This is a genomic window from Streptomyces sp. NBC_00249 (genome assembly GCF_026342355.1).
Taxonomy (GTDB): Bacteria; Actinomycetota; Actinomycetes; order Streptomycetales; family Streptomycetaceae; genus Streptomyces.
In genome coordinates this window covers 357,270-377,249 of the sequence record NZ_JAPEMV010000005.1, presented here as the reverse complement: position 1 = coordinate 377,249, position 19,980 = coordinate 357,270, and the positions used below count along the sequence as shown (strand labels likewise).

The 19,980-nt window shown below is 72.0% G+C and carries 21 protein-coding genes and 1 riboswitch; of the genes, 9 read left to right on the top strand and 12 right to left on the bottom strand.

What is annotated here, in order from left to right:
- Positions 1-2: 2 nt before the first annotated feature.
- Complete coding sequence (locus tag OOK31_RS23485; RefSeq protein ID WP_267089275.1) at positions 3-1,889, bottom strand: anthranilate synthase family protein; 1,887 nt, start codon at positions 1,887-1,889, stop codon at positions 3-5.
- A gap of 361 nt (positions 1,890-2,250) precedes the next feature.
- Between OOK31_RS23485 and OOK31_RS23480 the strand changes: the two genes are divergently transcribed.
- Together OOK31_RS23480 and OOK31_RS23475 are read left to right on the top strand one after the other, a co-directional pair.
- Positions 2,251-3,606 carry a class II 3-deoxy-7-phosphoheptulonate synthase gene (locus OOK31_RS23480; RefSeq protein ID WP_267089274.1) on the top strand — a complete coding sequence of 452 codons (1,356 nt, stop codon included), beginning with the start codon at positions 2,251-2,253 and terminating at the stop codon, positions 3,604-3,606.
- 173 nt (positions 3,607-3,779) lie between these two features.
- The gene (locus OOK31_RS23475) at positions 3,780-4,025 is read left to right on the top strand and encodes a bacterioferritin-associated ferredoxin (protein WP_267089273.1); all 246 of its coding nucleotides are present in this window, start codon (positions 3,780-3,782) and stop codon (positions 4,023-4,025) included.
- A gap of 33 nt (positions 4,026-4,058) precedes the next feature.
- Here OOK31_RS23475 and bfr read toward each other — a convergent pair whose 3' ends face one another.
- Positions 4,059-4,538 carry a bacterioferritin gene (gene bfr / locus OOK31_RS23470; protein ID WP_053676038.1) on the bottom strand — a complete coding sequence of 160 codons (480 nt, stop codon included), beginning with the start codon at positions 4,536-4,538 and terminating at the stop codon, positions 4,059-4,061.
- A gap of 173 nt (positions 4,539-4,711) precedes the next feature.
- Between bfr and OOK31_RS23465 the strand changes: the two genes are divergently transcribed.
- On the top strand, positions 4,712-5,344 hold the full coding sequence (locus OOK31_RS23465) for a sulfite oxidase-like oxidoreductase (protein ID WP_267089272.1): 633 nt from the start codon (positions 4,712-4,714) through the stop codon (positions 5,342-5,344).
- Positions 5,345-5,362: 18 nt separating this feature from the next.
- Here the strand turns inward: OOK31_RS23465 and OOK31_RS23460 are convergent, their stop codons facing one another.
- The 6 genes from OOK31_RS23460 to OOK31_RS23435 form a co-directional block, all read right to left on the bottom strand.
- Entirely contained in the window at positions 5,363-5,893 is a 531-nt protein-coding gene (locus tag OOK31_RS23460; RefSeq protein ID WP_267089271.1) for a DUF4396 domain-containing protein, read from the bottom strand.
- A gap of 97 nt (positions 5,894-5,990) precedes the next feature.
- On the bottom strand, positions 5,991-6,848 hold the full coding sequence (locus tag OOK31_RS23455; protein ID WP_267089518.1) for a deoxyribonuclease IV: 858 nt from the start codon (positions 6,846-6,848) through the stop codon (positions 5,991-5,993).
- Between the two features lie 11 nt (positions 6,849-6,859).
- The gene (pknB, locus tag OOK31_RS23450; protein ID WP_267089270.1) at positions 6,860-8,773 is read right to left on the bottom strand and encodes a Stk1 family PASTA domain-containing Ser/Thr kinase; all 1,914 of its coding nucleotides are present in this window, start codon (positions 8,771-8,773) and stop codon (positions 6,860-6,862) included.
- Positions 8,774-9,413: 640 nt separating this feature from the next.
- Positions 9,414-9,668 carry a hypothetical protein gene (locus tag OOK31_RS23445; protein WP_267089269.1) on the bottom strand — a complete coding sequence of 85 codons (255 nt, stop codon included), beginning with the start codon at positions 9,666-9,668 and terminating at the stop codon, positions 9,414-9,416.
- On the bottom strand, positions 9,661-9,825 hold the full coding sequence (locus tag OOK31_RS23440; RefSeq protein WP_267089268.1) for a hypothetical protein: 165 nt from the start codon (positions 9,823-9,825) through the stop codon (positions 9,661-9,663). Before OOK31_RS23440 ends, OOK31_RS23445 begins: the two co-directional genes overlap by 8 nt.
- A 138-nt stretch (positions 9,826-9,963) precedes the next feature.
- Complete coding sequence (locus OOK31_RS23435; protein ID WP_267089267.1) at positions 9,964-10,743, bottom strand: GntR family transcriptional regulator; 780 nt, start codon at positions 10,741-10,743, stop codon at positions 9,964-9,966.
- A gap of 18 nt (positions 10,744-10,761) precedes the next feature.
- Between OOK31_RS23435 and OOK31_RS23430 the strand changes: the two genes are divergently transcribed.
- A complete protein-coding gene (locus OOK31_RS23430; protein ID WP_267089266.1) occupies positions 10,762-11,268 on the top strand; it encodes an NUDIX hydrolase in 507 nt (168 codons plus the stop codon).
- A gap of 560 nt (positions 11,269-11,828) precedes the next feature.
- On the opposite strand, the gene OOK31_RS23425 is transcribed toward OOK31_RS23430, so the two are convergent.
- From OOK31_RS23425 to thiO, 3 genes are all read right to left on the bottom strand, one after another.
- Positions 11,829-12,623 (bottom strand): thiazole synthase, encoded by a 795-nt coding sequence (locus OOK31_RS23425; protein ID WP_267089265.1) that lies wholly within the window; start codon positions 12,621-12,623, stop codon positions 11,829-11,831.
- 5 nt (positions 12,624-12,628) lie between these two features.
- Positions 12,629-12,829, bottom strand: coding sequence for a sulfur carrier protein ThiS (gene thiS / locus OOK31_RS23420; RefSeq protein WP_267089264.1), 201 nt, complete (start codon positions 12,827-12,829; stop codon positions 12,629-12,631).
- A complete protein-coding gene (thiO, locus tag OOK31_RS23415) occupies positions 12,826-14,010 on the bottom strand; it encodes a glycine oxidase ThiO (protein WP_267089263.1) in 1,185 nt (394 codons plus the stop codon). The genes thiS and thiO overlap by 4 nt, the downstream gene beginning before the upstream one ends.
- A riboswitch (TPP riboswitch) is annotated at positions 14,008-14,120 on the bottom strand. It overlaps the preceding gene by 3 nt.
- 156 nt (positions 14,121-14,276) lie before the next feature.
- Here thiO and OOK31_RS23410 point away from each other — a divergent pair.
- The 5 genes from OOK31_RS23410 to OOK31_RS23390 all read left to right on the top strand — a co-directional run bounded on the left by OOK31_RS23410 (position 14,277) and on the right by OOK31_RS23390 (position 18,514).
- Positions 14,277-15,443: an NAD(P)/FAD-dependent oxidoreductase gene (locus tag OOK31_RS23410; RefSeq protein WP_267089517.1), complete on the top strand. Its 1,167-nt coding sequence runs from the start codon at positions 14,277-14,279 to the stop codon at positions 15,441-15,443.
- 117 nt (positions 15,444-15,560) lie between these two features.
- Positions 15,561-15,926, top strand: coding sequence for an Rv2175c family DNA-binding protein (locus OOK31_RS23405; RefSeq protein ID WP_267089262.1), 366 nt, complete (start codon positions 15,561-15,563; stop codon positions 15,924-15,926).
- Between the two features lie 70 nt (positions 15,927-15,996).
- Positions 15,997-16,635 carry a thiamine phosphate synthase gene (gene thiE, locus OOK31_RS23400; RefSeq protein ID WP_267089261.1) on the top strand — a complete coding sequence of 213 codons (639 nt, stop codon included), beginning with the start codon at positions 15,997-15,999 and terminating at the stop codon, positions 16,633-16,635.
- 68 nt (positions 16,636-16,703) lie between these two features.
- Positions 16,704-17,618, top strand: a complete 915-nt coding sequence (metF, locus tag OOK31_RS23395) for a methylenetetrahydrofolate reductase [NAD(P)H] (RefSeq protein ID WP_267089260.1) — start codon at positions 16,704-16,706, stop codon at positions 17,616-17,618.
- 50 nt (positions 17,619-17,668) lie between these two features.
- Positions 17,669-18,514: a hypothetical protein gene (locus tag OOK31_RS23390; RefSeq protein ID WP_267089259.1), complete on the top strand. Its 846-nt coding sequence runs from the start codon at positions 17,669-17,671 to the stop codon at positions 18,512-18,514.
- Between the two features lie 29 nt (positions 18,515-18,543).
- Here the strand turns inward: OOK31_RS23390 and OOK31_RS23385 are convergent, their stop codons facing one another.
- Entirely contained in the window at positions 18,544-19,965 is a 1,422-nt protein-coding gene (locus tag OOK31_RS23385) for an NAD(P)/FAD-dependent oxidoreductase (protein ID WP_267089258.1), read from the bottom strand.
- Between the last annotated feature and the right edge of the window lie 15 nt (positions 19,966-19,980).

Sequence of the window (19,980 nt, the reverse complement as noted above, 5' to 3'; positions counted from 1 at the left end):
CGCTACGCCGGGGCCATGACCCCGCTCAGCAGGTCCCGGACCAGCTCCACCCCGCGCAGGGTGAGCACCGACTCCGGGTGGAACTGCACGCCCGCGACCCCGCCCGCCGCCGACCGCAGGGCGTGCACCTCACCGGTGGCCGGGTCCCGGGAGACCTCGATCCCCTCGCCGGCCAGCCGCAGCGCCAGCTCGTCGGAGCAGTGCGCGGTGTACGTGTTGTAGAAGCCGACCACCTCCTCGGCCCCGAACAGGTCGATCCGCGTCTGCGCCCCCTGCGCCGGCTCCGCCTTGCGGATCAGCGGCAGCCCCAGCTCGGCCGCCAGCAGCTCGTGGCCCAGGCAGACGCCCAGGATCCCGCCCCGGTGCGAGGCCAGCAGCTCGGCGGCCAGGGCGCGCAGCATCCGCATCTTCGGGTCGTCGGACTCCGCCGGGTTGCCCGGCCCCGGGCCCAGCACGATCGGGCCGTCCCAGGCCAGGGCGGCCTCCCGCAGCCCCGGGTCGTCGTAGCGGCGTACGGTCACGTCCAGCCCGGTCACCCGCAGCACGTGGGCCAGCATCGCGGTGAAGGTGTCCTCCCCGTCCACGACCAGGGCGTGCCCGGTGATCTCCGCCGGGCGCTCCTGCATCCGCAGCCAGAACGGGGCCAGGTCCCCGCGCCGGGCGTCCAGGGCCGCCCGCACCCGGGGGTCGTCCGTCAGCCGGGCCCCCTCGAAGGCCGGCCGGGGCGCGGCCTCCCGTACGCCCAGGGCCGCCAGCACCCCGGCGGCCTTGGCGTGCGTCTCGGCGACCTCGCCCGCCGGGTCCGAGTGCCTCACCAGGGTCGCCCCGACCGGCACGCGCAGGGCGCCGTCGGGGGCGATGTCGGCGGTGCGGATCAGGATGGGGGAGTCGAGGGTCTGCGCCCCGGCGGAGTCGATGCCCAGCAGCGCGAGGGCGCCCGCGTAGTAGCCGCGGCCGCCGCTCTCGTACCGCTCGATGACCCGGCAGGCGTTCTGCACGGGCGAGCCCGTGACCGTCGCCGCGAACATGGTCTCCCGCAGCACCTCGCGGACGTCCAGCGAGGAGCGTCCGCGCAGCTCGTACTCCGTGTGCGCGAGGTGGGACATCTCCTTCAGACGGGGGCCGACGACGACCCCGCCCATGTCGCCGACCGTGCACATCATCTTGAGCTCCTCGTCGACGACCATCGACAGCTCCTCGGTCTCCTTGCGGTCGCCGAGGAACGCCAGCAGCGAATCGGCCGTCGGGCCCCCTGCGGGATAGCGGTACGTGCCGCTGATCGGGTTCATCACGACCGTGCCCCCGGACATCCGCACGTGCACCTCGGGGCTGGCCCCGACCAGGGTGCGGTCCCCGGTGTGGACGACGTACGTCCAGTACGCGCCGCGCTCGCCGAGCAGCAGGCGGCGGAACAGGGCGAGGGCGTCGGCCCGGCCGAAGCCCTCGATGCGGTCCTCGTAGGTGCGCCGGATGACGAAGTTCGCGCCCTCGCCCCGGCCGATCTCCTCGCGGATCACCCGTTCGACGGTGGTCGCGTAGTCCTCGTCGGACACGTCGAAGCCGCCGCCGTCGACCTTCACCTCGTGGTCCGGGAGCGCGGCCAGGGCCTCGGCGAGGGGGATCTCCCAGGCCTCCTCGGCGGCCAGCACGCTCAGCGGCGTGCCGTCGTCGCGCACGTCGAAACCGCGCTCGCGGATCTGGCGGAACGGCACCAGGGCGAGGGCGGGAAGCTCCCCGACGGGCAGGTCGGCGAGGCGCTCGGCCTCGTGGACCGGGCCGAGCAGCACCTCGACGGTGTCGTGGTCGCGGCCCGGGGTGCGCCGGCGCAGCAGGGCGAAGGGCGGGCAGGAGTCGTCGAGCAGCCGGCTGAGGGAGTGGTCCTGGGACATGGGTGGGCGGGTCCTTCCGGTGTGCCGGTGGGTCCGGCGCGGTGTCGGGGGAGGAGCGGCCCTGGTCCGTCTGTCCGTGGAACACGGAAGGCCGCCCCTCGGGGCGGCCTTCGCGTCGCTCGTGTCAGTGGGTACGCACGAGGGGTGGGCCGCCGGGAGCGGGCCACCACCAGTTCTGGTCGGAGTGTGCGTACATGCGAGGCACCCTAGCCCAAGCGGACGTGATCTCGCTGCATCCGTTCTATACCGACATGTGAACCTCGGATTCCGTTCATTTCCGGGCCCTGGGCCTTCGAACGACACCGTCTCACCAGGTGGGCGCCGGGCCGGACGCGACGTGGGACGCCGTAATGTGTACGAGGTGACCGTGAACGCTGAAACCCAAGCCCCCGCCGCCAAGGCGACCTGGCGAGACCTTCCCGCGGCGCAGCAGCCTTCGTACCCCGATGCCGAGGCCCTGCGCGCTGTCGTCGCGGACCTCGAGTCGTATCCTCCCCTCGTCTTCGCGGGTGAGTGCGACCAGCTGCGCGCCCGTCTGGGAGCCGTCGCCAAGGGCGAGGCGTTCCTGCTCCAGGGTGGCGACTGCGCCGAGGCCTTCGACGCCGTGTCCGCCGACCACATCCGCGCCAAGCTGAAGACGCTGCTCCAGATGAGCGCCGTCCTGACGTACGCGGCCTCCGTGCCCGTCGTGAAGGTCGGCCGCATCGCGGGCCAGTACTCCAAGCCGCGCTCCAAGGACACCGAGACCCGCGACGGCGTCACCCTGCCGACCTACCGCGGTGACTCCGTCAACGGCTTCGCCTTCACCGAAGAGGCCCGGATCCCGGACCCCGAGCGGCTGAAGCGCATGTACCACGCGTCGGCCTCGACGCTGAACCTGGTGCGCGCCTTCACCACCGGTGGCTACGCCGACCTGCGCCAGGTGCACGCCTGGAACCAGGACTTCGTGAAGTCCTCCCCGTCCGGGCAGCGCTACGAGCAGCTCGCCCGGGAGATCGACAACGCCCTGAACTTCATGAAGGCCTGTGGCACCGACCCGGCCGAGTTCAAGGCCGTCGAGTTCTACGCCTCCCACGAGGCGCTGCTCCTCGACTACGAGGGCGCCCTCACCCGTACGGACTCCCGCACCGGGAAGCTGTACGACACCTCCGGCCACATGGTCTGGATCGGTGAGCGCACCCGCCAGCTGGACCACGCACACATCGAGTTCTGCTCGCAGATCGCCAACCCGATCGGCATCAAGCTCGGCCCGACCACCACGGTGGACGAGGCGCTGACGTACATCGACCGCCTGGACCCCGAGCGCGAGCCGGGCCGGCTGACCTTCGTCGTCCGCATGGGCGCCGACAAGGTCCGCGACAAGCTCCCCGAGCTGGTCGAGAAGGTCACCGCGTCCGGTGCGACCGTCGCCTGGGTCACCGACCCGATGCACGGCAACACCTTCGAGGCGGCCTCGGGCCACAAGACGCGCCGTTTCGACGACGTGCTCGACGAGGTCAAGGGCTTCTTCGAGGTCCACAAGGGCCTCGGCACCCACCCGGGCGGCATCCACGTCGAGCTCACCGGTGACGACGTCACCGAGTGCGTGGGCGGCGGCGACGAGATCTTCGTCGACGACCTGCACCAGCGCTACGAGACGGCCTGCGACCCGCGGCTCAACCGCAGCCAGTCCCTGGACCTGGCGTTCCTGGTCGCGGAGATGTACCGCGACCAGTAGGGATCGCGATCAGTAGGTGGCTTCCTACGACGATGGGGCGCGGATCGATGTGATCCGCGCCCCATCGTCGTACCCGGGTCTTTTAGGGGACCCTAACTTTGGGTACGGTTAGGTAAGCCTCACCGAATAGGGGATGGCCCGCCGAACCGTTCCGCACCAGGGAGGTGAACCGCGTGTACGTCTGCTCTTGCTTCGGGGTCACCGACAAGCAGGTCAAGGAACACGCGGCTGCCGGGGCCTGCACCCCCCGCCAGATCGCCTCCGCCACGAAGGCCGGCACCGACTGCGGCTCCTGCGTGCGCACCATCCAGGGCCTGCTCGGCCGCGGGGCCTGCCCCCGCCGGGAACTCCTGGAGAAGGGCAACGGGGCCGCGGTTCTCGCGGCCGAACCCGTGGCCGCGCTGGCCGAAGCGGCGTAGACGCCCGTAGGCGCCCGGGCGCGTCCGGGGCCGTCAGCTCTCCGGCTGCTCGATCAGCTGCGCGATGTAGAGCGGCTCCCCGATGCTCTCGATGAGCTCCAGCTGGGTGTCGAGGTAGTCGATGTGGTGCTCCTCGTCCTCCAGGATCTCCTCGAACAGCCGCGCCGAGGTGATGTCGCCCTTGCCGCGCATGACCTCGATGCCCCGCTTGAGGCGGTCGATGGCCTCGACCTCGACCTGTCGGTCCGCCTGGAACATCTCCGTCAGGGTCTGGCCGACGCGCACGTGGAACAGGCGCTGGTAGTTCGGCAGCCCGTCCAGCATCAGGATGCGTTCGGTGATCTTGTCCGCGTGCTTCATCTCGTCGATGGACTCGGCACGGGTGTAGTTGGCGAGCTTCGTCCAACCCTTGTTGTCCTGGATGCGGTAGTGCAGCCAGTACTGGTTGATGGCCGTGAGCTCGCCGGTCAGCTGCTCGTTGAGAAACTCAAGGACCTCGGGGTCGCCCTGCATCGCAGAGGCTCCTTCCAAGCAATGTCAGCTAGGTGACTGGGCAGGTGCGCGCATCTTTGCACCGCCGTTGGAGGCCGTCCAGTAAGTGCCTCCTTAGTGGGAGTTGCCGTGACTTGCCCGAATAGGGTCTTGCCTGGTCGTGACCACCCCGCTACGTCTGTCACCATGGAGACATGGGTCAGCCGGAAAGCCGGGAATCTCCGGGAGCAGAGCAGTTCGAGCTCCCTCCGGGGCAGCGGTTGCAACGGGGTTGGCCCGTCACCCACTACGGTCCCGTGCCCAAGTTCAAGCCGGAGCGCTGGGAGTTCCGCGTCTTCGGCGCGACGGCCGACGGCGAGAAGCACTGCTGGAACCACGAGGAGTTCGCGGCCCTGCCGTTCGAGTCGGTCGTGGCGGACCTGCACTGCGTCACCAAGTTCAGCATGCTGGGCGCCGAATGGGGCGGGGTGTCGACGCGCACCGTACTGGCCCTGGCCCCGCCGGCCCCGCAGGTCACGCACGTGATGGTGTGGGCCGAGTACGGCTTCAGCTCCAACATGAGACTGGCCGACTTCGCGGCCGAGCGCACCGTCTTCGCCACCCACATGGGCGGCGAACTGCTGACGGCCGAGCACGGTTTCCCGCTGCGGCTCGTGGTGCCGCACCTGTACGCCTGGAAGGGTCCCAAGTGGGTCCGCGGCATCGAGTACATGACCGCCGACCGCCGCGGCTTCTGGGAGGAGCGGGGCTACCACAACATCGGTGACCCCTGGCGCGAACAGCGGTACTCGTACCAGGAGGAGCCGGGCGACGGCCCCGAGCTCTAGCGGTACCCCCTGGCGGTATCAGTGGTGGTACTGGTGGACGACCGCGTGACCCTTGCCGCGGCCGATCATCCACTTGTTGACCGGGGTGGTCACGACGAAGGCCAGCACCAGTGAGAGTGCGAGCACCGTCCAGAACAGCGGCTCCGACAGGTGGGCGTCCATCGCGCCGGGCCACAGGGCGATCACCCCGTTGTCGATCAGCTCCATGACGGCGATCGAAAGGGTGTCCGCGGCCAGCGCCACCCGGACGGCCGTACGGAAGTCCACTCCCGCGGCGAGGATCCCGCGCAGGGTGAGCGCGTAGCCGAAGAAGAACGCGAGGGCGATCGCGAGGATCATCGTCGAGACGTTCCCCCAGCCCAGGGCCGTGCCGATGATCATGCCGAGCACCTCGCCGATGGCGCATCCGGTGAGGCAGTGCAGGGTGGCCTTCGCCGCCATGGCCCAGCTGACCTTGCCGTGGCTGCCGTGGCTGCCGTGGCCGCCGTGCTGGTGGTGCTCGTGTCCGTGGTGCTCGTGCTGATCGTGGTGCTGGTGTGCGTGCTCCATGACGACAACCCCCTGCTGGGAAACGCGGACTACGGTCCTGCCGAGATGACAGAACCGTATACCCCCCAGGGGTATTCCTCAAGGAGTGGATCAGGGGTCAGCGCGGGCCGCGCAGCTCCTTCAGCAGGGCCACGTCCGCCGCGTGCCCCTCCTTGCCGCCCGGCGTCTCGATGATCAGCGGCACGCCCTCCGTCTCCGGGTGCTCGTACAGCTCCGCGAAGGCCTCGCGGCCGATGTGGCCCTGGCCGATGTTGGCGTGCCGGTCCTTGTGGGCGCCGACGCCCTCCTTCGAGTCGTTCGCGTGGATCAGCTTCAGCCGGCCCGGGCCCACCGTGTCCACCAGCAGGTCCAGCGTCTGCTTGGTGCCGCCCCGCTCGGCGAGGTCGTGCCCGGCCGCGAAGATGTGGCAGGTGTCCAGGCAGATGCCCAGCTTCGGATGGTGGTCGAGCGCCTCGAAGTACGGCCCGAAGTCCCAGGTGCGCGAGCACAGCGAGGAGCCCTGCCCGGCCGTGGACTCCAGCAGCAGGAAGGGGTCGTCGTCATGGGTCAGCTCGTCCAGCAGGGGCAGCATGTGCTCCCTGACCTGCGCGTACGCCGCCTCGCGCGGGCGGCCCCCGGTCGCCGAGCCGGTGTGCACGACCACCCCGAGCGCGCCGATCCGCCGGGCCCGGCGCAGCGAGTGCCGCAGCGACTCCACCGACTTCTCCACGGTCGCCTCGGTGTGCGAGCCGAAGTTGATCAGGTACGGGGCGTGGACGTACGCGGGGATCGCCGCCTCGGCGCACCCGGCGCGGAACAGCTCGTCCTGCGCCGGGTTCCCGGTCGGGGTGGCCCAGCCGCGCGGATTGGCGACGAAGACCTGCACGGCCTCGGCGCCCATCTCGCGGGCGTAGGTCAGGCCGACCGAGGCCAGCCCGCCGGCGACGGGGACGTGCCCGCCCACCGGGTTGCGCATCGGGGGAACGCTCACAGGCCTTTCGTCCTCACGGTGATGGTGCTGCCCTCGGAGGCGCCCTGGCCGGCGGGCACCGACTGGGACTCCACCGTGTTGCTGAAGGAGAGGAACGGGCGGTCCACCTTCACCTTGAAGCCGAGGGCCTCCAGGCTCTTGCGGGCGGCGTCCACATCCTGGCCGGTGACGTTCGGCACCTGGACCTGACGCGGGCCCTTCGAGGCGGTCAGCGTCACCGTGTCACCGGCGGCGGCCTGCGAGCCCGGGGCGAGCGACTGGTTCGCCACCTGGCCGGCGGGCTGCGGGGAGTTGACCGGCTCGGGGGAGGGGCCGACCTTCAGGCCGACGCCCTCCAGCGCGGCCTTCGCGGCGACGAGGTCCAGCCCCACCACGTTCGGGACCGGCACGGGCCGGCCCTTGCTGACGAGCAGCGCGACGGCGGTGTCGGGTGCCCGCTTCTGGCCGCCCGCCGGGTTGGTGCTGATCACCGAGCCCTGGGCCACGTCCTGGCTGAAGGCCTGGGTGACGATGCCCGGCGCCAGACCCGTCTTCGTCAGCTCGGTCTGCGCGTCCTGGAGCGGCCGCCCCTTGAGGTCGGGCACGCTGACCGTCTCGGGGCCGCGCGAGACGGTCAGCGTCACCGCGCCGTTGTCGCGGATCCGCTTGCCGCCGCCGGGGTCCGTGTTCATCACCGTCCCGCGGTCGAAGGCGTCACTGAACTTCCGGTCGACGGTCTTCACCCCGAGACCGGCGGCCGACAGCTGGGACCTCGCCTGCTCCTCCGTCTTGCCGAGGAGGTTGGGGACCTTGGTGAACTGGCCGGAGCTGATGTACCAGACGCCGATGCCCAGACCGAGCGCCAGCAGCACCCCGGCGACCACCAGGACCACGCCGCGCCGCGGGCGCGGGCGCGGCGCCCGGCGGCGGTCCGGTGCGGGCGCCGGCGAGGTCGGGGGCACGGCCAGCCGGGAGGTGTGCTGCACCGCGTCCGTGTCGACGGGGCGGGGGATCACCCCCGTACGGTCCTCGCTGGAGGTCCGCTCCTGGGCCCGCGCCTGCGGCGGTACGGCGTCCAGCTCCGCGTCGCCGAGCTGCGCGCGGGCGTCGCGGGCCAGCCCGAGCAGGGACGCGGCGTCGGAGGGGCGCAGCCCGGGGTTGCGGGCCGTGGCCTGCGCGACCAGGGAGTCGAGGGCGGCGGGCAGTCCGGGGACGGCGGCCGAAGGGGGCGGCACGTCCTCGTTGAGGTGCTGGTAGAGCACCTGGGCGGGGGTGCCGCCGGTGTGCGGTTTGCCGCCCGTGAGCATCTCGTAGAGGACGACACCGCAGGCGTAGACGTCGACGCGGGTGTCGGTGACGCCGTTCTCGATCTGCTCGGGCGCCAGGTACGACACCGTCCCGAGGATCGATCCGGTGGTGTTCGTCGCCGAGTCCACGGAGCGGACGAGACCGAAATCGGCGACCTTGACGCGGCCGTCGTCGCCGATCAGGACGTTCTCGGGCTTCATGTCCCGGTGGACGAACCCGGCGCGGTGCGCGGCGCCGAGGGCGGCGAGGACCGGCTCCAGGATGTCCAGGGCGGCCCGCGGCTGGAGGGCGCCGCGCTCACGGAGCACGTCGCGCAGGGTGCAGCCGGAGACGTACTCCATGGCCAGGTAGGTGTACGGCCCGTCCGTGCCCTGGTCGAAGACGGCGACCACGTTCGGGTGGGCGAGGCGGGCCACGGACTTCGCCTCACGGATGAAGCGGTCGACGAAGCCGGCGTCGGCGGCGAGGGCCGGGTGCATCACCTTCAGCGCGAGGACGCGGTCGAGGCGCGTGTCGACGGCCCGGTAGACCGTGGCCATGCCGCCGGCCGCGATACGGGCGTCGATGCGGTAGCGGCCGTCGAGCACGCGCCCGACGAGGGGGTCATCCAGGGTCGTATCCACCCGGCGATTCTACGAGCCGACGCGTTTGAGCCGTCCGGGGCGTCCACGCTTGCAGCGCAGCCGTGACATGGGGGGCGGTACGCGGCTCGCGGCGTGGGCCCGCCATCTCCCCCTCGACCCCCTGGGGCGGGCCGGTGGCTGCCCACCCGCCCCCGGGTGCGGGCGGGTGGTCGGGGAGCCGTAGCCCCCTGGACGGTCTCAGGGAGGTGTTGGGGGTTTCCCGTCAGTCTCATCGTCCTTCCGTGTCGGGCCGGCCTGTCAAGGGCGCTCACTGCGTTCGCGTCGCTTCGCGATGGCCTTCGGCCACCCTTGACAGACCGTCCCGCCCCGGAAAAACGAAGACTGCCGGGAAACCCCCAAAAGAACGGCACGGTCCATGGCCGAAGGACGGGTCCCTCAGGGATGAGGCGAGGGACCGGGCGCCGGCCCGCCGGGCATCCGAGCCCTCAGACGTCCAGACCCCCGGACCGGGGGCCCGGCTACCCGCACCAAAGGCCGACCAGGCGCCCCTGCGGCGCACCCAGGCGCAACAGATCGCTACGCGCTCCTCGAATCACGGCGACCGACGGCCGCCGGGGGCTGATACCCCCACCACATGTCGATCAGAGCGGCGCGGGAAGCGTTCAGGCGCGTGAGATCGCTACGCGCTTCTCTGATCTCGGCGACTGACGGCCGTCAAGGGCTGATCTGTCGCGGGTTCGATGTTGGTGACGGCAGTGGCGAACTCACGGCCGGAGGCGTTGCGGATGTAGGCGAGCTCCATCCAGCGCTCTACGCCGGTGTCGGAGACGTTCTCGTTGATCACGGCCATGAGTACGCCCTCGACACCCGACGGGATGTCGCGCACGCGCTGGCGGAGGAGCCAGTGCGGCACGTACTCGTAGCACTCACTCATCGGACGTGGTCTCGAACGTGCCGAGGAAGCGCTCCCAGCCGGCCAGTGCGCGGTCGAGCAGTTCAGAGCTCGGCTCGATTGCCGCGACAGCCCTCACCGAGAGGGTGTCGCTGTCGATGCCGGACGTGGCTGCCGGGCGGACGGGAATCTGACTCATGTGGCAACTCCTCTAGAGAAGCTGAACTCCTTCACTCATGTATATGAGTGACACGAGGAAGAGTGCCCTGACTCCTGTACATGAGTCAACCCGCTGTGATGGTGAAAGCACAGCGGGTTGCAGGTGGAGTGGTAGTCGTCAGCCGGTCGCCGGGATGCGGAACTCGAAAACGAACTGGTCAGCTGCCATGAGGGTGTCGCATACCTCCACGACGCGACCCGCATCCGTGACGGCGTTCCTCAGCAGGTGCACCACAGTGGCGCCAGGGCTCAGCGCCAGCTCCGATGCCTCGGCCTTCGCGGCAGGCCGCGCCTGCAGGGTCTCCACGAACTCGGCGAAGGTGTGGCCACGCTCTTCAAGGCGGGCGTAGATGCCGCCGCCTCCGGGGTTCTCGGCGAAGAGTTCCGGGATGTCGCGCACCACGTCCCACGGCAGGTACGACGTCGCGGTTTCCACGGGAGTGCCATTGCGGAAGTACAAGCGGCGGCGCGCGAGGACCTGAGTCCCCACCTCCACGCCCAGCCGCTGGGCGATCGTCTCCGGTGCCTTCACCGGCCCGACGTAGACGACGCTGACCTTCGCGGTAGCGCCCGACTGTTCCGATTCGGCAAGGTAGGCGGCTTTGCCGCTCTGCCGAAGCGAACGACGGAACCGATCTGATGACCGGTGGCGCACCGGCGGCCGGTCCTTGACGTAGGAGCCCTTGCCATGGCGGGTCTCCACAAGACCGCTGGCGCGGATCTCCAGCATGGCCTTGCGGACGGTCCCGCCCGAGACCCCGTACCGCTCGACCATCTCGGATTCGCTGGGCACCTGGTCTCCCGGCTTCAAGGTGCCGGCATGAACCTGCTGGACGATGTCCTCGGCGATCTGCAAGTACCGAGGGACGGCCTTGCCTCCTCCTACAGCTTCTCCCATGGTCCTTCGCATCCTCCTATGCTCATGTACATGAGTAACAGTGACCCGTCGGACAGGTCAACGCCACGCCATTCTGTGTCGGTTGCCGGGGTGGTGGTGCGTGATGACGGCCGACTGCTGGCCATCCGGCGAGCCGACAACGGGACATGGGAGCTACCGGGCGGAGTGCTGGAGCTGACGGAAACGCCCGAGGGCGGGGTGAGGCGGGAAGTGCTGGAGGAAACCGGCATTCATGTCGAGGTGGACCAGCTCACCGGCGTGTACAAGAACATCACGGCTGGAGTGGTGGCCCTGGTCTTCCGCTGCAAGCCTTCAGGTGGAACCGAACGCCTCTCAGGCGAAAGCACGGCAGTCCAGTGGCTCACACCGGACGAGGTGGCCGAGCGTATGTCGGAGGTCTACGCCATCCGACTACTGGACGCCCTTGACGGCAACAGCCCCCATGTCCGAAGTCACGACGGACGCCAACTGCTCACAGATCAGCCCTTGACGGCCGTCGGTCGCCGAGATCGGAGAAGCGCGTAGCGATCTGTCGCGACCGTCCGCTTCCCGCGCCGCTCTGATCGACATGTGGTGGGGGTATCAGCCCCCGACGGCCGTCGGTCGCCGTGATTCGAGGAGCGCGTAGCGATCTGCTGCGCCTGGGTGCGCCGCAGGGGCGCCTGGTCGGCCTTTGGTGCGGGTAGCCGGGCCCCCGGCCCGGGGTCTGGGGGCTCGGATGCCCGGTGGGCCGATGCCCGGTCCCTCGCCTGATCTCTGAGGGAACCCGTCCCTTCCCTGTCGACCGTGCCGTTCTTTTGGGGGTTTCCCGGCAGTCTTCGTTTTTCCGGGGCGGGACGGTCTGTCAAGGGTGGCCGAAGGCCATCGCGAAGCGACGCGACCGAAGGGAGCGCCCTTGACAGGCCGGCCCGACACGGAAGGACGATGAGACTGACGGGAAGCCCCCAACCTTCCCTGAGGCCGTCCAGGGGGCTACGGCTCCCCGACCACCCGCCCGCACCCGGGGCGGGTGGGCAGCCACCGGCCCGCCCCAGGGGGTCGAGGGGGAGATGGCGGGCCCGCGCCGCGAGCCGCGTCGAAGGGGATCAGAACGCCGGGCGTTCCGGGTCCAGGGCCGCGCGGCCCTCCGCCGGGGAGGAGGCTTCGGCGAAGCGGCGTTGGGGGATGCGGCCCGCGCGGAAGGCGAGGCGGCCCGCCGTGACGGCGTCCCGCATCGCCGCCGCCATCAGGACGGGGGACTGGGCGCGCGTCACCGCCGAGGCGAGCATCACCGCCGCGCATCCGAGTTCCATGGCGAGGGCCACGTCGGAGGCGGTGCCGGCGCCTGCGTCGAGGATGACCGGGACCCCGGCCCGTTCCGCGATCAGCTCGAAGTTGTGCGGGTTGCGGATTCCCATCCCCGAGCCGATGGGGGACCCCAGCGGCATGATCGCCGCGCAGCCCACGTCCTCCAGCTTGCGGGCGAGGACCGGGTCGTCGTTGGTGTACGGGAGGACGGTGAAGCCCTCGTCGACCAGGGTTTCCGCGGCGTCCAGCAGCTCGACGCCGTCCGGCAGGAGGGTGCGCTCGTCGGCGACGACCTCCAGCTTGATCCAGTCCGTGCCGAGGGCCTCGCGTGCCAGCCGGGCGGTGAGGACCGCCTCGCCCGCCGTGAAGCAGCCCGCCGTGTTGGGGAGGACGGCGATGTCCAGCCGGTTCAGGACGGACAGGACCGAGCCCTGCACCGTCGGGTCCAGGCGGCGCATCGCCACGGTGGTCAGTTCGGTGCCGGAGGCGACGAGGGCGCGCTCCAGGACGTCCAGGCTCGGGGCGCCGCCCGTGCCCATGATCAGGCGGGAGGAGAAGGTCCGGCCGCCGAGGGTGAAGAGGTCGTCCGCCATGGTCGTCAGCCTCCCTGGACCGCGGTGAGGATCTCGATCCGGTCGCCCTCGTCCACCGGTGTGTGCGGCCACTGGCCGCGCGGGACGACGGTCTCGTTGAGGGCGGCGGCGACGCCCTTGGGTGCCCGGGTCAGTGTGGCGACCACCGCGTCGAGGGTGGTGCCGTCCGCGATCTCGCGCGGCTCGCCGTTGACGGAGATGGTCATACGAAGGACTCCTGACGGGTGGTGGAGAAGCGGCGCGGGCTGAAGGGGCGGGCGATCTCCGGTACGACGCCGGTCGCCAGCAGTTCCCCCATCACGTCGCCGGTGAGCGGGGTCAGCAGCACCCCGTTGCGGTAGTGCCCGGTGGCCAGGTGCAGCCCGGGCAGCTCGGTCGGGCCGAGCAGTGGCGCGTTGTCGGGGGAGCCGGGGCGCAGGCCCGCCCGGGTCTCGACGAGCGGGAGCTCGGTGATGCCGGGCACCAGCTCGTGGGCGTCGCGCAGCAGCTCGTACACCCCGCCCGCCGTGACGGTGGTGTCCCAGCCGAGTTCCTCGCTGGTGGCCCCGACGACGAGCTCGCCGTTCTCGCGCGGCACCAGGTAGACGTGGCTGCCGCGTACGACGGCCCGTACGGTCCGCGACAGGAACGGCCCGTACGCGGCCGGCACCGCGAGCCGCAGCACCTGGCCCTTGACGGGCCGTACGGGCACCGCCACCTCCGGCGGCACCCCCGCGAGGCGTCCGCTGAGGGAGCCCGCCGCGAGGACCACCTGGTCGGCGCGCAGCTGCGTACCGTCCTCCAGTGCGGCGCCCACGGCCCGGTCGGCGGTGGTCAGCAGCCGCTCGGCGCGCGTGCGGTGCACGGCGACCCCGGCCCGTTCGCAGGCGGCGAGCAGTGCGGCCGCGAGTCGGCGCGGGTCCACCTGGTGGTCGCCGTCGACGCGCAGCCCGCCGCGCACCCCGGGGGCGAGCATCGGTTCCAGGCGGCGGCACTCGCGGCCGGTGAGCCACTCGGACTCCAGGCCGCAGCGGCGCTGGAGGGCGTGCAGCTCCCGCAGGTGGAGCCGGTCGTCGGCGTCGAGGGCGACGGCGAGGGTGCCGCAGGAGCGGTAGCCGAGGTCCATGCCGCCGCTGGCTTCGGCGAGTTCGGCGGCGAACTGCGGGTAGCGCTCCGCGGAGGCGACGTTGAGCCCGAGCAGGGTCTCCTCGCCGTAGTGCAGTTCGGTGACGGCGGCGAGCATGCCGGCCGCGACCTGGGCGGCGCCGCCGCCGGGCTCCGGGTCGGCGAGCGCGGTGCGCAGCCCGCGCCGGGCGGCCCGCCAGGCGGTGACCAGGCCGATGATGCCGCCCCCGATGACGAGGACGTCGGATCCGTTTCGTCCGGATCCGCTTCGAGATGAGTGCATGGGCGTCCAGCCCCTCCCTTCGCCGGCATGACCCGGATCAGGTTCGTACGGTCGGAGGCCGGCCAGCCTCCCTCTCAGCCCGGTGCGCCCGGACTCCCGCGATAGGTACGGTGGCCAGACTAACCCTGTGCGCGGTGGCGGGTAAGGCTGCCTCCCCGCCCCCTGTTCCTGACGGGCCGTCAGTTCACTAGGCTGGGCGCGTGAGCGAGCAGACGCGAAAGCAGACGGAACAGAACACGCCCGGTGTCGTGATCGTCGGCGCCGGAATGGCCGGGGTGCAGACCGCGGTGGCCTTGCGGGAACAGGGCTTCACCGGCCCCGTCATCCTGCTCGGCGCCGAACCCCACCAGCCCTACGACCGCCCCCCGCTGTCCAAGGCGGTGCTGCTCGGCAAGGCCGAGGACTCCGCCTTCGAGGTCGATTTCGAGGGGCTCCGGATCGACCTGCGACTGGGGACCGAGGTCACCGGGCTCCGGGCCGCCGACCGGGAGCTCGACACGGAGGCCGGCCCGGTCCCGTACGAGGCCCTCGTCCTGGCCACCGGCGCACTGCCGCTGACCCTCCCCGGCACCGAGGGCGTCCCCGGCGTCCACCTGCTGCGCACCCTCGACGACGCCGCCCGGCTGCGCCCCGTCCTGGCGGCGGCCCCCGCCGCCGTGGTCGTCGGGGCGGGCTGGATCGGCGCCGAGTTCGCCACCGCGGCCCGCGAGGCCGGCTGCGCCGTCACGGTGGTCGAGGCCGCGGACCGGGTCCTCGCGGGAGCCCTCCCGGCGGAGGTCACCGCCCCGATGGCCCGCTGGTACGCCGAGGCCGGGGCCGAACTGCTCACCGGCACGAAGGTCGCCGCCGTCGAGCCGGGCCGGGTCCTGCTCGCGGACGGCCGCGCCCTGCCGGCCGGCGCGGTCGTCGTCGGCATCGGCGCCCGCCCCGCCACCGACTGGCTGGCCGGGACCGGCGTGGACCTGGGCCCCGACGGCTCCGTCACGGCCGACGCCCACCTGCGCACCAGCCTGCCCGGGGTGTACGCGGTCGGGGACTGCGCCTCCTTCCCCTCGGCCCGCTACGGGACCCGGCTGCTGGTCCACCACTGGGACAACGCCCTCCAGGGCCCGCGGGCGGTCGCCGCGAACATCCTCGCCGGGGAGCCCGTCCGGGCCTACGACCCCGTCCCGTACTTCTGGTCCGAGCAGTTCGGCCGCTTCGTCCAGTACGCGGGACACCACGGCGCCGCCGACACCCTGCTGTGGCGCGGCGACCCCGCCGCACCCACCTGGTCGGTGTGCTGGCTGCGCGGCGGCGCGCTGGTCGCGGTCCTCGCGGTGGGCCGCCCCCGGGACCTGGCCCAGGGCCGCAAGCTGATCGAGTCGGGCACCCCCCTGGACCCGGCCAGGGCGGCGGACCCGGACGTCCCCCTGCGCTCCGCCACGGCCTGACCAGGGCCCGGCCACGGCCCGGCCAGGGCCCGGCCACCGCCGGTCGGGCGCCCGGCGGGGCCACGGACGGACGGGGCCAGGTACCGGCGGCCTGTCCGAGGTGGCAGGCTTGTCCCCGTGACCGAGATTGACGCAAAGATCGATGCCCTTGTCCCCGCCTGGCTGTACCTCCCCGACATCGCGGAGATGCTCGACATCGAAGTGACCAAGGTTCGCCAGCTGGTCAAGGAAGGTCAGCTGCTCGCGGTGCGCCGCGGCGAGAACCGCTCCCTCCAGGTGCCCGCCGCCTTCATCGACGGAGACAAGATCGTCAAGGGTCTGGTCGGCCTGCTGACCGTCCTCCGCGACGATCGGTTCACCGACGAGGAGATCCTGGAGTGGCTGTTCACCGCCGACGACACCCTGCCCGGCACCCCCGTGCAGGCTCTGAGTGAGAATCGCGGCACGGAGGTGAAGCGCCGCGCTCAGGCGCTCGCCCTCTGACCGGCTGATCCACAGGTGTACGGGCCCGCAGCCCGGGCCCGTACACCGCCACCACCACGGGGGGACTCCCATGCAGCAGCTTTCCGACGCCCGGCTCTACCTCTGCACGGACGCCCGCAAGCGGCAGGGAGACCTCCCGGAGTTCCTCGAGGCCGCCCTGGCCGGCGGCGTCGACATCGTCCAGCTCCGCGACAAGGGCATGGAGGCGGGCGAGGAGCTCGAACACCTCCAGGTCTTCGCCGAGGCCGCCCGCCGCCACGGCAAGCTCCTCGCGGTCAACGACCGCGCCGACGTCGCGCACGCCATCGGCTCCGACGTCCTGCACCTCGGCCAGGGCGACATCCCCGTCCCCGCCGCCCGCGCGATCCTCGGCGCCGGCGTCCTGATCGGGCGCTCCTGCCACGCGGAGTCCGAGGTGGACGCGGCCGTCGCCGAGCCCGGCGTGGACTACTTCTGCACCGGCCCCTGCTGGCCCACCCCCACCAAGCCCGGCCGCTACGCCCCGGGCCTGGACCTCGTCCGGTACGCGGCCTCCCTGGAGCAGGACCGCCCCTGGTTCGCCATCGGGGGCATCGACCGCGGCAACCTCGACGAGGTGCTGGACGCCGGCGCCACCCGCGTCGTCGTCGTACGGGCGATCACCGAGGCCTCGGACCCGCAGGCCGCCGCGGCCGAACTCTCCAAGGTGATCCGCGCCCGCCTGGCCTAGTGTCCAAAAACGTGTCCAATTGATGGACAACGCTTCGGCGTCCGCCGGGGCGCGTCTAACCTGCCCGTATGGCCCTAGGAACCGCTTCCACCTGGTCGGACCGTGCACACACGGTCCGCGACCTCCTCGCGTCCGGAAGCTCGTACTCGTTCGAGTTCTGGGCCCCCAAGACCGAGAAGGGCGAGCGCAACCTCTGGAACGCGCTCCGCCGGATCGAGGCGGTCTCCCCGAGCTTCGTCTCCGTCACGTACGGAGCCGGCGGTTCCACCCGGGGTGGCACCGTCCGCGCCACCGAGCAGATCGCCGCGGACACCACCCTCACCCCCGTCGCGCACCTGACGGCCGTCGACCACTCCGTCGCCGAGCTGCGCCACGTCATCGGCCAGTTCGCCGACGCGGGGATCCGCAACATGCTGGCACTGCGCGGCGACCCGCCGGGCGACCCGATGGGCCCGTGGGTCAAGCACCCCGAAGGCGTGGACTACGCGGCCGACCTCGTGCGCCTGCTCAAGGAGTCCGGCGACTTCTGCGTCGGCGTCGCGGCCTTCCCCGAGATGCACCCCCGCTCGCAGGACTGGGACACGGACATCCGGCACTTCGTGGACAAGTGCCGTGCGGGCGCGGACTACGCCATCACCCAGATGTTCTTCGATCCCGAGAATTATCTGCGGCTGCGCGACAGCGTCGCGAAGGCGGGCTGCGAGACCCCGATCATCCCCGAGGTCATGCCTGTTGTGGGCATCAAGCAGCTCGACCGGTTGCCCCAACTCAGTACCGCGGTCTTCCCCGCGGACGTGAAAGAGCGCATGCTCGCCGTCAAGGACGATCCGGCCGCTGTACGCTCCATTGGCATCGAGTTCGCCACGGAGTTCTGCGCGCGGCTGCTGTCCGAGGGTGTCCCGGGACTGCACTTCATCACGCTGAACAATTCCACGGCGACCCTCGAGATCTACGAGAACCTGGGCCTGCACCAGCGGGCCTGATCGGCCGTCCCCCGTTCCCGCGCCGGCGGCCGTACCGAGAGGGGCCACGCATGGGAATGACGGTCCTCTACATCGCGTTCGGCATCGTCGCGTTGTGGCTGCTTGCCGAGGTCTTGATGCAGTACAAGGCCCGGCTGCGCTGGCGCCTGCTCGCCTTCGCCGGGTTCCTCGGCGTCGTCGCCGGGGTGGTGCTGCCCTCGGTGCTCGTGATCGCCGCGGGCGCGACCGCCTTCGCCGTCGGCCAGACCCTGGTGACGCTGTCCTTCCGCAAGGGCTTCGTGGCCGGCTGGGCGTTGCGCCGCGGCGGTGAACCCGTACGCGAGGACCGCGGCAGACGCCGCCGTGGGGGCGGTACGCCGCGCCCCGAGGCCGGGCTCGAAGTCAGCGGCCTGGAGTATGGATCGGACACCGGCCCCGCCGCCGTCCCCTCCGACGACGACCAGGTGTTCACCCCGCAGCCGGTCCCCGAGGACACGGGCTCCTACGGGATACAGAGCTTCGCCCCCCAGCAGCCCGACGCGACGGCCGCCTTCGCCTCGCCGTTCACCACGCCCGAGCAGGACGCGCACCAGTACGCGGCCTACCAGGACCCCCAGCAGGGCCAGGGCGCCTACGACTACTCCACCGGGTACCAGGGCGGCGAACAGCAGGTCTACGCCGCCTACTCGGACCCGTACATCGGCACGGGCGGCGCGGTGGCCCCGCAGCAGCCCTACGACTACACCCCCTACGCCGACTACTCGCAGCAGCAGTACTCCATGGACACCCCGCCCGGCGGGATCTGGGTCCCGCAGCAGCGGGCCACCGACACCCCGCCGGACCCGCAGGCCCCGGACCCGGACGCCCCCCAGGGGTACCCGTACCACCAGGACAACAACAACGGCTACCGCTACTGACGGCGGGGGAGGGGGCGGACTTCCGCGGCTCACTGCGAGCCGCGGAAGTCCGCCCCCTCCACGATCAGCCCGGCCACCAGGGCCCCGGTCATCCCGGCGTGCGCGAGCCCGCCGCCGGGGTGCGCCCAGCCGCCCGCGAGGTACAGGCCGGGCAGCGCCGTGACGTTGCCCGGGTGCAGCAGCGTCCCGCCCGCCCCCGCGAGGGACGGCGCGGGCACCGAACCGCCCACCGCTCCCGTGGCCGCCTCCACGTCGGCCGGGGTGCGCACCTCCTGCCACAGCAGCCTCTCCCGCAGGTCCGGGACGGCCCGTACGGCGAGGTCCAGCAGCTCCCGGGGCTCCGGGACGCCCGCACCGCCCGCCGGGCCGCACACGGCGCTCACGGTGACCGCCTCATGGCCGGCGTCGGGTCGGCCGGCCGGGTCGTCCGGGCGCAGGACGGTCACGTCCAGTCCGGGGGAGTGCACCAGCGTCCGGTGGACGGCGTCCGCCGGGCGGGCGCCGCGCAGGGCCAGCAGCAGGGTGATCCGGCCGGGCACCCGCTCGCCCCGCACCGGTACGCCGTCCGGGGGGCGGGGCACGGAGGAGGCCGGGAGCTGCCTCGGGTCGATCCCGCAGACGACGGAGTCGGCGGCGGCCTCGGTGCCGTCGGCGAGCAGCACCCCGGCCGCCCGGCCGCCGCGCACCAGGACCCCCCGTACGGGCGCGCCGAAGACGAAGGTGACCTTCCGCTCCAGGCAGCGTTCGTGGACGGCGGTGGCCAGCTCCCGCATGCCGCCCCGGACGTACCAGCTGCCGAAGGTCTGCTCCATGTAGGGCAGCGCGGCCGCCGAGGCGGGCGCGGACGCGGGGTCGATCCCGTAGGCCCGTACCCGGCCGGCCAGCAGCTCGCCGAGCTCCCCGCCCAGCTCGCGCGCGGCGACCTCGGCCAGGGTGGGCGGGCGGCGGCGCAGCAGGCCGCTGCCGCGCAGCGCCGGGTACGGGTCGCGGCCCAGCACCTGCCAGTCGGGGCGCAGCGGCTCCTCCAGCAGGGGGCGGCGGGTGGCGTCCCAGGTGTCCCGGGCGCGGCCCAGCAGGGAGTTCCAGCGCTCGCCGGCGCCCGGGCCGAAGGCCGCGTCGAGGGCGGCGGCGACCCCGCCGCGCGAGGCGCCCGGGAGGGTGACGGTGGTGTCGCCGACGATGTGCCGGACGGCCGGGTCCAGCTGGACGAGGCCGACGCGGTCTTCCAGGGGGGCCTTGCCGGTCTTCACGAACAGGTCGCGGTAGACGGCGGGCAGGTGGAGCAGCCCGGGCCCGGTGTCGAAGGAGAATCCGTCGCGCTCGTACCGGCCGACGGCTCCGCCGTACGAGGGACCGCGCTCGTACACCGTCACCTGGTGCCCCGCCACGGCCAGCCGGGCCGCTGTCGCCATCGCGCCCATCCCGGCGCCGATCACCGCAATTCGTGCCATGCGGCTGAGCCTATC

Coding starts and splice junctions, on each gene's coding strand:
- OOK31_RS23390 (WP_267089259.1), top strand. CDS start 17,669: ATGGGAATGACGGTCCTCTACATCGCGTTCGGCATCGTCGCGTTGTGG.
- OOK31_RS23425 (WP_267089265.1), bottom strand. CDS start 12,623: ATGGCGGACGACCTCTTCACCCTCGGCGGCCGGACCTTCTCCTCCCGC.
- bfr (WP_053676038.1), bottom strand. CDS start 4,538: ATGCAGGGCGACCCCGAGGTCCTTGAGTTTCTCAACGAGCAGCTGACC.
- OOK31_RS23445 (WP_267089269.1), bottom strand. CDS start 9,668: ATGAGTGAGTGCTACGAGTACGTGCCGCACTGGCTCCTCCGCCAGCGC.
- metF (WP_267089260.1), top strand. CDS start 16,704: ATGGCCCTAGGAACCGCTTCCACCTGGTCGGACCGTGCACACACGGTC.
- OOK31_RS23440 (WP_267089268.1), bottom strand. CDS start 9,825: ATGAGTCAGATTCCCGTCCGCCCGGCAGCCACGTCCGGCATCGACAGC.
- thiS (WP_267089264.1), bottom strand. CDS start 12,829: ATGACCATCTCCGTCAACGGCGAGCCGCGCGAGATCGCGGACGGCACC.
- OOK31_RS23465 (WP_267089272.1), top strand. CDS start 4,712: ATGGGTCAGCCGGAAAGCCGGGAATCTCCGGGAGCAGAGCAGTTCGAG.
- OOK31_RS23435 (WP_267089267.1), bottom strand. CDS start 10,743: ATGGGAGAAGCTGTAGGAGGAGGCAAGGCCGTCCCTCGGTACTTGCAG.
- OOK31_RS23430 (WP_267089266.1), top strand. CDS start 10,762: ATGCTCATGTACATGAGTAACAGTGACCCGTCGGACAGGTCAACGCCA.
- OOK31_RS23455 (WP_267089518.1), bottom strand. CDS start 6,848: ATGCGCAACCCGGTGGGCGGGCACGTCCCCGTCGCCGGCGGGCTGGCC.
- thiE (WP_267089261.1), top strand. CDS start 15,997: ATGCAGCAGCTTTCCGACGCCCGGCTCTACCTCTGCACGGACGCCCGC.
- thiO (WP_267089263.1), bottom strand. CDS start 14,010: ATGCACTCATCTCGAAGCGGATCCGGACGAAACGGATCCGACGTCCTC.
- OOK31_RS23410 (WP_267089517.1), top strand. CDS start 14,277: ATGGCCGGGGTGCAGACCGCGGTGGCCTTGCGGGAACAGGGCTTCACC.
- OOK31_RS23485 (WP_267089275.1), bottom strand. CDS start 1,889: ATGTCCCAGGACCACTCCCTCAGCCGGCTGCTCGACGACTCCTGCCCG.
- OOK31_RS23385 (WP_267089258.1), bottom strand. CDS start 19,965: ATGGCACGAATTGCGGTGATCGGCGCCGGGATGGGCGCGATGGCGACA.
- OOK31_RS23460 (WP_267089271.1), bottom strand. CDS start 5,893: ATGGAGCACGCACACCAGCACCACGATCAGCACGAGCACCACGGACAC.